This window comes from Bradyrhizobium sp. SHOUNA76, from assembly GCF_023006445.1.
In the GTDB taxonomy this organism is placed as follows: Bacteria; Pseudomonadota; Alphaproteobacteria; order Rhizobiales; family Xanthobacteraceae; genus Bradyrhizobium.
On record NZ_JALBHA010000262.1, the window covers coordinates 1 to 8,716 of the forward strand.

General features: G+C 60.8%; 9 protein-coding genes and 2 pseudogenes. 2 read left to right on the forward strand and 9 right to left on the reverse strand.

The window, feature by feature from the left end:
- Positions 1 to 1,426, forward strand: a 1,426-nt coding sequence (locus MOV74_RS23445; RefSeq protein ID WP_246927640.1) for an FAD-dependent monooxygenase, incomplete at its 5' end; no start/stop codon positions are given.
- A gap of 508 nt (positions 1,427 to 1,934) precedes the next feature.
- On the opposite strand, the gene MOV74_RS23450 is transcribed toward MOV74_RS23445, so the two are convergent.
- Positions 1,935 to 2,159, reverse strand: coding sequence for a hypothetical protein (locus MOV74_RS23450; RefSeq protein ID WP_246927652.1), 225 nt, complete (start codon positions 2,157 to 2,159; stop codon positions 1,935 to 1,937).
- 526 nt (positions 2,160 to 2,685) lie between these two features.
- Entirely contained in the window at positions 2,686 to 3,099 is a 414-nt protein-coding gene (locus MOV74_RS23455; protein ID WP_246927654.1) for a hypothetical protein, read from the reverse strand.
- Here MOV74_RS23455 and MOV74_RS23460 point away from each other — a divergent pair.
- On the forward strand, positions 3,098 to 3,268 hold the full coding sequence (locus MOV74_RS23460; protein WP_246927657.1) for a hypothetical protein: 171 nt from the start codon (positions 3,098 to 3,100) through the stop codon (positions 3,266 to 3,268). The two genes, MOV74_RS23455 and MOV74_RS23460, sit on opposite strands and share 2 nt — an antisense overlap.
- Positions 3,269 to 3,329: 61 nt before the next feature.
- Here MOV74_RS23460 and MOV74_RS23465 read toward each other — a convergent pair whose 3' ends face one another.
- From MOV74_RS23465 to MOV74_RS23495, 7 genes and pseudogenes are all read right to left on the reverse strand, one after another.
- Positions 3,330 to 3,698, reverse strand: a complete 369-nt coding sequence (locus tag MOV74_RS23465; protein WP_246927660.1) for a hypothetical protein — start codon at positions 3,696 to 3,698, stop codon at positions 3,330 to 3,332.
- 353 nt (positions 3,699 to 4,051) lie between these two features.
- Positions 4,052 to 4,159: pseudogene (locus MOV74_RS23470) on the reverse strand (DUF3606 domain-containing protein); the annotation flags it as partial.
- A gap of 27 nt (positions 4,160 to 4,186) precedes the next feature.
- A pseudogene (locus MOV74_RS23475) lies at positions 4,187 to 5,815 on the reverse strand (AHH domain-containing protein); the annotation flags it as partial.
- A 260-nt stretch (positions 5,816 to 6,075) separates the two neighbouring features.
- Positions 6,076 to 6,264 (reverse strand): hypothetical protein, encoded by a 189-nt coding sequence (locus MOV74_RS23480; RefSeq protein ID WP_246927666.1) that lies wholly within the window; start codon positions 6,262 to 6,264, stop codon positions 6,076 to 6,078.
- Positions 6,248 to 6,769 carry an imm11 family protein gene (locus MOV74_RS23485; protein WP_246927678.1) on the reverse strand — a complete coding sequence of 174 codons (522 nt, stop codon included), beginning with the start codon at positions 6,767 to 6,769 and terminating at the stop codon, positions 6,248 to 6,250. Before MOV74_RS23485 ends, MOV74_RS23480 begins: the two co-directional genes overlap by 17 nt.
- Positions 6,770 to 6,930: 161 nt before the next feature.
- Entirely contained in the window at positions 6,931 to 7,776 is an 846-nt protein-coding gene (locus MOV74_RS23490) for a DUF4261 domain-containing protein (protein WP_246927683.1), read from the reverse strand.
- Positions 7,777 to 8,089: 313 nt separating this feature from the next.
- A complete protein-coding gene (locus MOV74_RS23495) occupies positions 8,090 to 8,260 on the reverse strand; it encodes a hypothetical protein (RefSeq protein WP_246927686.1) in 171 nt (56 codons plus the stop codon).
- Between the last annotated feature and the right edge of the window lie 456 nt (positions 8,261 to 8,716).

Below are 8,716 nucleotides of genomic sequence, written 5' to 3' on the forward strand. Positions count from 1 at the left end.
GACCGGGCTGATGCTGGCCGCCGAGCTCGCGCTCGCTCATGTCGACGTTGCCGTCGTCGAACGGCGCCCCGATCAGGCGATTGTCGAGACGCGCGCCGGCGGCCTGCACGCGCGCACCATCGAGATCCTCGATCAGCGCGGCGTCGCCGACCGCTTCCTGCGCGAGGGACAGATCGTCCAGCTCGCGGGCTTCGCCTGGACCAAACTGGACATCAGCGACCTCCCCACAAGGCACGCTTACGGGCTTGCGCTGCGGCAGAACCACATCGAGCGCATCCTGGCCGATTGGGCCATGGAGCTCGCGATCCCCTTCTATCGTGAGCGCGAGGTCACTGGCTTCGCGCAGGACGAGACTGGCGTCGACGTGACGCTGTCCGGCGGCGAGACGCTGCAGGCAGATTACCTGGTCGGCTGCGATGGCGGTCGCAGCCTGGTGCGCAAGACCGCGGGCATCGACTTCGCCGGCTCCGATCCGACGCTCAGCAACCTCATGGCCGAGGTCGAGATGCGCGATGAGCCGGAATTCGGCTTGCGTCACGACGCGCTCGGCTTCCACGGCCTCAGCAAGACCGAGAGCGGGCGCGTGCTGGTCGTCGTGACCGAAGCAACCCTCGATCGCACCGGTTCGCCCACCCAGCGCGACCTCAGCGATGCGCTCGCGGCCGTGTACGGAACCGACTTCGGTCTGCAAAACCCGGCGTGGATCTCCCGCTTCACCGATGCGGCGCGGCAGGCCGAGTCCTATCGCAGCGGACGCGTGCTGCTCGCCGGCGACGCCGCGCATATCCACCACTCCGTCGGCGGGCAAGGCCTCAACACCGGCGTGCAGGACGCCGTCAATCTCGGCTGGAAGCTGGCGCAGGTGGTCAATCGCGTCTCGCCCGACAGCCTGCTCGACAGCTACCACACCGAGCGCCATCCGGTCGGCGCGCGCGTGCTGAAAAACACCATGGCGCAAATCGCCCTGCTCCGCCGCGGCGACGACGGCCGCAAGGCCGCGCGCGACACCATCGCCGAACTGCTCGGCATGGACGAGCCGCGCAAACGTTTCGGTGCGATGATGAGCGGGCTCGACATAAGCTATGATCTCGGTGAAGGCCACGCGCTGCTGGGGCGGCGCATGCCCGATCTCGACCTGACGGTCGAAGGACAGAAGCAAAAACTGTTCACGCTGCTGCACGGCGCGCGGGGTGTGCTGCTCGATTTTGACAAGCGAGGCGGCATCGACGTCACGCCCTGGGCGGACCGCATCGGTGTCGTCGACGCCGCCTATGACGGCCCATGGGAGCTTCCCGCGATCGGCCAGGTCGCCGCGCCCCGCGCCGTGCTGGTGCGGCCCGACGGACATGTCGCCTGGGTGGGAGACGGGAGCCAAGGCGGGTTAGAGGATGCGCTGACGCGGTGGTTTGGATCGGCTGCCAAGTAGTTCAGCTTCGGCGCAAAACCACGCGGCTTAGACTCCGGACCTTCGTGCGCTCGCTAGTCGAAGGCGCGTCGGTCCCGGCAGCTTCGTTCGTCGAGTTGAATTCCGGCTAAGATGAAAGCGCCTTCCTTATCCATCGCGGTCAGCCGCCGAAGTCGACGGCGCTCGCGCTCAGCAAGTGACAGTCAGAGCAGCGCGTCCCCTGATGTTTGTCATCTCTAATCCTTCAAATATCATGGCCCAAACGAAAAGCCCGCGACGGATTGCTCCGCGCGGGCCGAACCGAACTCTTTCGATGATGCTATTCTGCCAGTGTTTTGCCCGACGTGTCAAACTCACGCGCGACAGCCGTCCACTCCCTTCAGGGGTGCCCAAGCAAAAGCACCGCGAGAAGCGTGGCAGAAAGCAACGCCAGCCAGATCAGCGAAACAACAATAGAGGCGAAATGCCAATCTATGTCGCCGCGTCTGGCCCGCATTGTTGTCTCTCCGCAGCAGTCATGCGTGACAACTCAGCGGTCCTTGTCGGGTTTACCGTTAGGACTGCCGTCGCCGCCGCCGTTGCCTTTGCCATTGTTGCCGTGATGGTGATGATGGACACCGCGCGCGCCAGACTGCGCAATCGCGTCGGAAGTCAAGGACGTCGAGAGCAGGAGTGTAATTGTCGGCGGCGTCACCGCCGCGAACTTGCCGCAGGTCTTCAAGAACTCCCGACGGTCGTCGTGTTGGTCTGGCATGGCGTCCTCCAAATGGTAAAGGCGATTAAATAGTATTAAATAAATTAAATCAATTGAATTTTGTTCCTTAATCCGTTTGGGGAGACGGCCGTTTCGAATGACCGATTCCAGACGGCGGCCGGCGCTCGCGGCAACCGGGTCAATTCTCACAGCCACTCTGCCGGTGGAACCGTAATTGCGTAGGAGAATGCAGTGTTCCGCACCCGGAAAATGCCATGCGATATGTTGCGTACGCGGTCGATTGTCCGGCGTTGCCCGCGCAGTTTACGAGATCGATTGCCCGACAGACAAAGACGCGCACCCGAGCCGAGAACTTTCTAGATGCGCACCCTGTTGTAGAGGTGTCGGACGGTGCCCGCAGGGTCGTCCGGCTAGTACGTGAGAGCTCGAACTGACCGGTCAAGAAAAGCGGGAACTACTGCGAAGGGTTCGCGAGGGCCGCTCCGGCGATCTGTCTGCCGTGTCGCCGAGCCGCTGACTCACGCGGTTAGGCAGCGGCGACAAATTGATCGCCGCTTTTCGCGATTCACATTTGCAATCGCGGGAACTGAAGATGACCGCAATTCTGATCGGCCGCTCTGGTTTCGATCCGGTGCGGAAAAGCGGCCTCGGCATCGAGCCAGAAACCTCCAGATGCCGAGGCCGTCGTAGTGTTCACAAGTGTACCGTAGTGCCGGGAGGCCGGATGTATAGTCGCGTTGCCGACTTGCGCCAACGTCTCGAAGCGCTTGCTTCCAAGCTTTCCGAATTGGAACAGATTCGACAGAAAGTAGCCCAGGCCGAAGATGAGGCTCGCACAAAGCAGGCAGGGAGCCAGCTTGACGAGAGATCGGCTGAATCTGGCGGCACGAAAACAGGCATAAGGGATATTCGAGGGACCGGCGATTGCTTGCCGACCTCGCGTCAACGGACCAGCAGGCTCTGGTTCGAGTGCGATCATGGATAAACAGCAACTCACGAGTATGTCCATCGATGAATTGTGGGCCCTCCACACAGACGTCGATGAGATTATCGCCGCAAGGATAGTCGCTAAAAAGGCAGAGCTCGAAGCGCGGCTTGCGCAACTCCAACAGCCGACTAAAGTCATCGTTGATCAGCGCTGTACCTAGGCTTGGCAGACTTTGTTAGCGGCCCCTCCCTTCAGGAGCGCGGATCGCTATGGTGTGCCCATTAAGGTGGGCGAACCACTCCGCGGAGCGGTAGCGCCAGTTGAAGTCCAAATGGCCGCGTGGCGTTGGCTTCCACGAAGGCTCGTAAGGCCGGAGTGATCTCGGCGTCCTCAGCGACAGCTTCCGCCAATTCATCGGCGATCTCGCCGGTCGCGTCGCGCGCGTAGCCTTCGATCGCATTGAACACGACGATGCGGACCGGATAGGTGTATTGGCCTGACAGCAAGTCGCGGACGATGGTGTCGCGGTCGGTGTCTTGCTCGTCTGTTTCGCGCCAAGCGCAGCCAGCACGCGCGCCAAAATCCTCAAGCACCAGATAGATGTCCCGGTCGAGGCGATCAGTCGGGACGATCGACGGCGATGAACGCATACGCTTACTCCGAAACTACGCTTGGGCGGAGAGACGGCCCCGGCTGGCAGGGGGGCTTGGGGGGTATGGCCGGGGCCGCTCCGCCGGCTCGGCGGCGAGCCAGCACCAAACCAATTCCGTCGCGAGAGCCGCAGTTCCCGAGTTGAAAGGATTCTTGCGAGGGCAAACAGCGCACAGGGCATTAAAAAGGGGCTATCTCGCGATAGCCCCTTGCCGGTTGAAATAGTTGTTGGGATCAAATGCCAGCCCCGGCCTGCGCAGTTCTACCTAGATGGCGTAGAATGTGGAGTCCGGGAAACTGCGGTGTCCGCTAGAGGAACGCTCAGCGTCCTGCTCTGCCTGAGGAAGCGGCATCAGCGCCCCAGCTTGTGCTCGACCTTCTTCCGGCTTCTGCCCACCTTCTTGACCGCCTTCTTCGCCGCCGAGGCCGCGCGGCCCGTCTTCTTTGCCTCGTAGCCAACCGGCGTACGCTACTCTGAGATCAGTCCTCACTCCGGCGGAAGCAACGGCCGTATCCAACGCGAGAACCACTCTTCGGCGTCCTTGCGCGGATTGCCTGGACCATCCACTCCGAAGATGGGCGGCGGAATGAGGTAGCTCGGCTCATCCGCAAACGTGCCGATCGGCCTGCTAGGCTGCGATTGCCGCGCGTCAGCGGTCGGCACGGTCCAGCTGCCGAACCGCTCGTTGAACTCCGTGGATGGCAGATGCGGGATCGGCGCACTTCCCGATGTGAATACGGTGCCCGCGTTGAACTCGTTGACGCGGGTGAGGCGCCGGCTATCTTCGGGCGCGACTGATCCTGCGGCAGGCGTGGGCGCAACTTGAGGCAGATGCTCGGCAGGCATGGTGCCGCTTGGCGTGCTCGCCCAGTTGCCAAAGCGGTCTACGAACGTACTGGCATGTTCTGGTTTGGGAGAATTGTCTTCAACCAGCCATCCGGGCGCGAGCCCAAGAGAACTGCCGCCTGCCCCAGGGGAAGGATTGCTCGAGGCAAGCGGATCGTATGGAGTTGTGCCGGTGGAGAAGACGCCTCCACCGGTTATCCCGGCGCCGCTCTCCGCACCAGAAGCGCGAGCCGGCACGGTCCCTGCGAGCCCCACAGCGCCTAACATTCCAAGCAACGGGAGGAGTTGCGGAGCGACCACTCCGAGCGCCGCGACTGCTGCGACGCCATACAGCGCGTTAGGCGGCGCGGCGGCCGAAGGAGGGTCCGGATCTAGGATCGGGGAGCGCTCGAAAAACGGCAGCGGAGCCCCGCTAGCCGGATCGAACCTGAGAACCAGCGAATCTTGAGGGGACACCGTAGTGGGAGGTAGCGGCCCAAAGCCTCGGGGATCGGCGGCAGGCAAACCGGGAAGCCCATAAGTTTGAGGCGGACCCGGCGTCAATCCTTCCGGTCGATTCAAATCTTCAGGCAAAGGCGGAATAAAGGGAGGGACCCGTGTATCAATGACTGGAGGAATGAGGCCAGGCCGGTCGGGAACAGGTTCAACAGCTGCGAAGTGCTGCGAAATAGGTGAATCAGTGCGACTCTCCCGCGAGTAGCGCCTTATGATCGCTAACTTGTCTGCGAGACTGAGAGTCCCGTCAGGAAGGAGGATGGGAGCACGCAGAGCGCCTCGCCATTGGCTGGCAGCATGAAGTTGATCAACAGTGTCCTGCATCTGCCGAATGCTGTCGCGATTCTCTTCGGCATATGTTTTCCAATTTTCATGCCAGTCATCGATATGCCTGTTCGCGCCCTCGGGCGTCATTCCCAAAGGCGTATTGGTAAACAAATGCCCCCTCGCCAACGCGTGCTTGGCAGCTGCAAGAAAGCTGCTCATCTCGGCATCCAGTTGATCAACAGCAGCAGCATCGCCTTTCTCAGCGGCGGCGAAAGATGGGTGCGACTGGAGCTCCTTGAGAAATTTGCAGAACATCTTGTTGTAGCTCGCAAGATGGCCTCCTGTATGAGGGCTTGATCCTAACTCTCGAGCAGCTTCCTGACTTGATGGAAGATCGATCAAATTCTTGATGCCATTAAGATTGAAACGATTGCCCAAGACCTTGAGTGTGAAGTGGCCAGCAAGGCTCTGTGGCAAGATGTGATGGATCTGGAACATGCTAGCCTCTTGCGTTGCGCCAAGGCATGAATCAGCGCGGCCCCAGACGTCGGTGCCCGCATGCGAGTGGAGGAAACTAAATTGTCAGTCTTGATTGCTCGCCCCTGCTGTCGGGCGAGGCGGCAGCTGATAACCAGCAATGCCTTCGAGGCGCCATGCAATTGCTCGATGCGAGGCTTCGCATGAGCAGCCAGGAAAACGCCTGGCCGCAAAGAATGGCAATAAAAAAAGCTCGCGATATCTCGCGAGCCCGACTTCTCTAGACCATACTATTCTGCCGGTGTTTTGCCCGACGTGTCAACGAGCAGCCACGACAACGGACGCAGCAAAATGCCTGACACCATCCTGCCGATGAGACGCGGCTGGACAAGAAGGCTCTTGCCTCTGATCGGCGGATCTTTCGACGAAAGATTTTCAAGATCGACAACGCGGCGCATCAGTTCAATACTTGGTCGCATCGGTAAATCCGATGCCTCTCATGCCCGCCTCCTTGCACGCATCCTTAGCGACCTGGTCGCAGACTATCGTGGGATAGAAGAGAAGCCTGAAGATATGAGCCGCCCCGACACTATCCTCTTTGAAGACGAGGCTGCTTCTTCCCCTCAGATTGTAAACTTTGCGGCCGGGCGTAGGATATTCGATCTCAAGAACCGATTTCGCTTCGTCGACGGCATCGAGGACCCTGACGACATCACAAAGCCAATAAGTTGGTGCCGCACGGCCGTCTCGGTAACGTGTCTCGCATCTGACAAAACGAACGCCCTCCATATCCAATACTTCAAGAAGGCTCTTCATACGGTCCGAAACGAGATGGTAGTCGTGAAAGAGCTCCCAGTCCGTGGGAGCGCGGCCGAGAGATTTGTCGATCACAAGTCGCGGTGGTTCAGGGAAAGGCACGAAGCCTCGCCCCGGTGGTGGAATGAGTACCTGGCGTCCGCCTGCGAGAACTGCGAGATTCTCCATCTCCCATCCCGGCGCCGTTTGAAACCGAGCCAGACCGACGACATAGAACCTTCGAGCCTTCGCCTTACCCCGGCGCCTCTCTGGAGGAGAACCAACCATCAGTCTTCTCTCGTTACACGTAGGTCTAATACAGCCTGGCGCGGTGTGCCGACGCCGGCCATTTACACGGAATCATCAGTACAGCAAAAAACCGGCAGCCCCCCAAACACCTCGGAGTTCTTGTAACGAACCTGGATGCGCTCGCTCGCGCTTGCCCCGATCGTGTCGCCGTCCTTCACGACACTGCCATGCTCGATCAGATACATGGACAGTCCCGCCACCTTGTCGAACAAGGCCGGAAGCGTGAGCTTGCCGGTCACGAACTCGATCTCACGGCCGACGAATGCGGATAGTCCCATCGTGACCGCGCCGATCTTGACACCTGAGCCGAACGGCAGAATGTCGACCCATAGCCCGAAGGGATAGCCGGGATACGGTGCGAAAGAATCGCGGGACGTTTCGAGCCAGAGATCAACGGGCCGCGCGACACGGCCGGCCCACACCACGCCGCAGCACTCCGGCATCGTCGCAATCAACGCACCGATGACTGCGGTCGTGACGCGCGCGGCGACCAGCGGCTGCTCACCCTTTCCGAGCATCGATACAATCAGATGACCTCGATGCCGGGCGGCCACGGCCTTGCTCTCCGGCCACGTCGTGGCAGCGCGCGCCCACAGTCCCTGATCGTCCGGGACGGGTGCCGGCATCGACATGACGGCAACGAGCTCTTTGCCGCAGCGAATGAGCGGCGAGTTTGCCTGAGCCTGCTGCGCACGACCGTCGTCCATCGCCTCCGGTGCCAGCTCCGGATGTCGGGCGTGAATGACCTTGGCGACCGCAGACATGTCCGGCGTTACGGGATTGTTCAATAGGACCAAAGAGAGAAGCGAGTTACTCATCAACTGACCCGCGGAAATGACGGACGAATTCGACTTTGCTGTTCGCCCAGAGGTTGAAATCGCGCCCATGAATAGAACAAATGGAGAACAATGTCAATCGACGTTCTTGCCTTCTGTTGAAGCTCAACAGGGGTTTCGGCTTGGAGCTGGGCAGGAGACCTATCTCGATGATCTGCGGCGCGGCTGCGGGACACTCTCGTGCGCCAAGCTAAAGCGCCCAGCCTCGAGACCGGAAGCGGCGCCGTTCAAGCCCGCGCCGGCTCTGTACCGCGAGCGCGGCTTCGTGGACGGCGAGGCTTTCGCCGATGACCAGCCGATCGCGTTCACCAATTCCTGCACCTCGCGCTTCAGACCAGAGCAAGCGTGCTGACACACTAGATCATCACCGGACTTCCACGTCCGGCGGCTCCTCCTTCGGAGGCACGTCCATCGTCTTGCGTCCCAGGAATGTATCGGGTGGCGGCTGCTTCAAGAGCTCGCGAGCCTCGCGCACGATCTGGCGCATGTATTCTGTCTGGTCATGGTCGACAGGCGTCGGCCGATACACCGGCATCGGTGTGCTCCCTGGCATTGCAGGCGGGAGCACGATGGGTCTCTCAGCCACCGACGCCTACGGACAGAGCCTCGGCCGGTGATGATGGTAGGCTACCAGGGACCGTTTTGGTTCGATAGTGAACTTAGGTCATATTTCGCACTCAGTTTGAGTAAGTCGCTCAACAAGCTCAGATCACGTCGAAATTTAATCTGCGGCACGTATCAAAAGATACAGACTCGCCGCCGCGGCAGGCCTAGGCTTCATGCATCACCGCAACGCTCTTGGCATCGGTCGGTGATGAGAACGCAGTTGCTCTCCCGCCTCCTCCTACGAGGGAGTACGCCATGCTGAAGCGGCGTCGTTTCAAACAGAGCACGACACTCGGCGAAAGACTCGCCGACGAAGCCATCCGCTGTCGCGAGGAAGCGCGCCGGCTGGCGTCGGGGCGCCGCCGCGAGATGCTGCTGCGCCGGG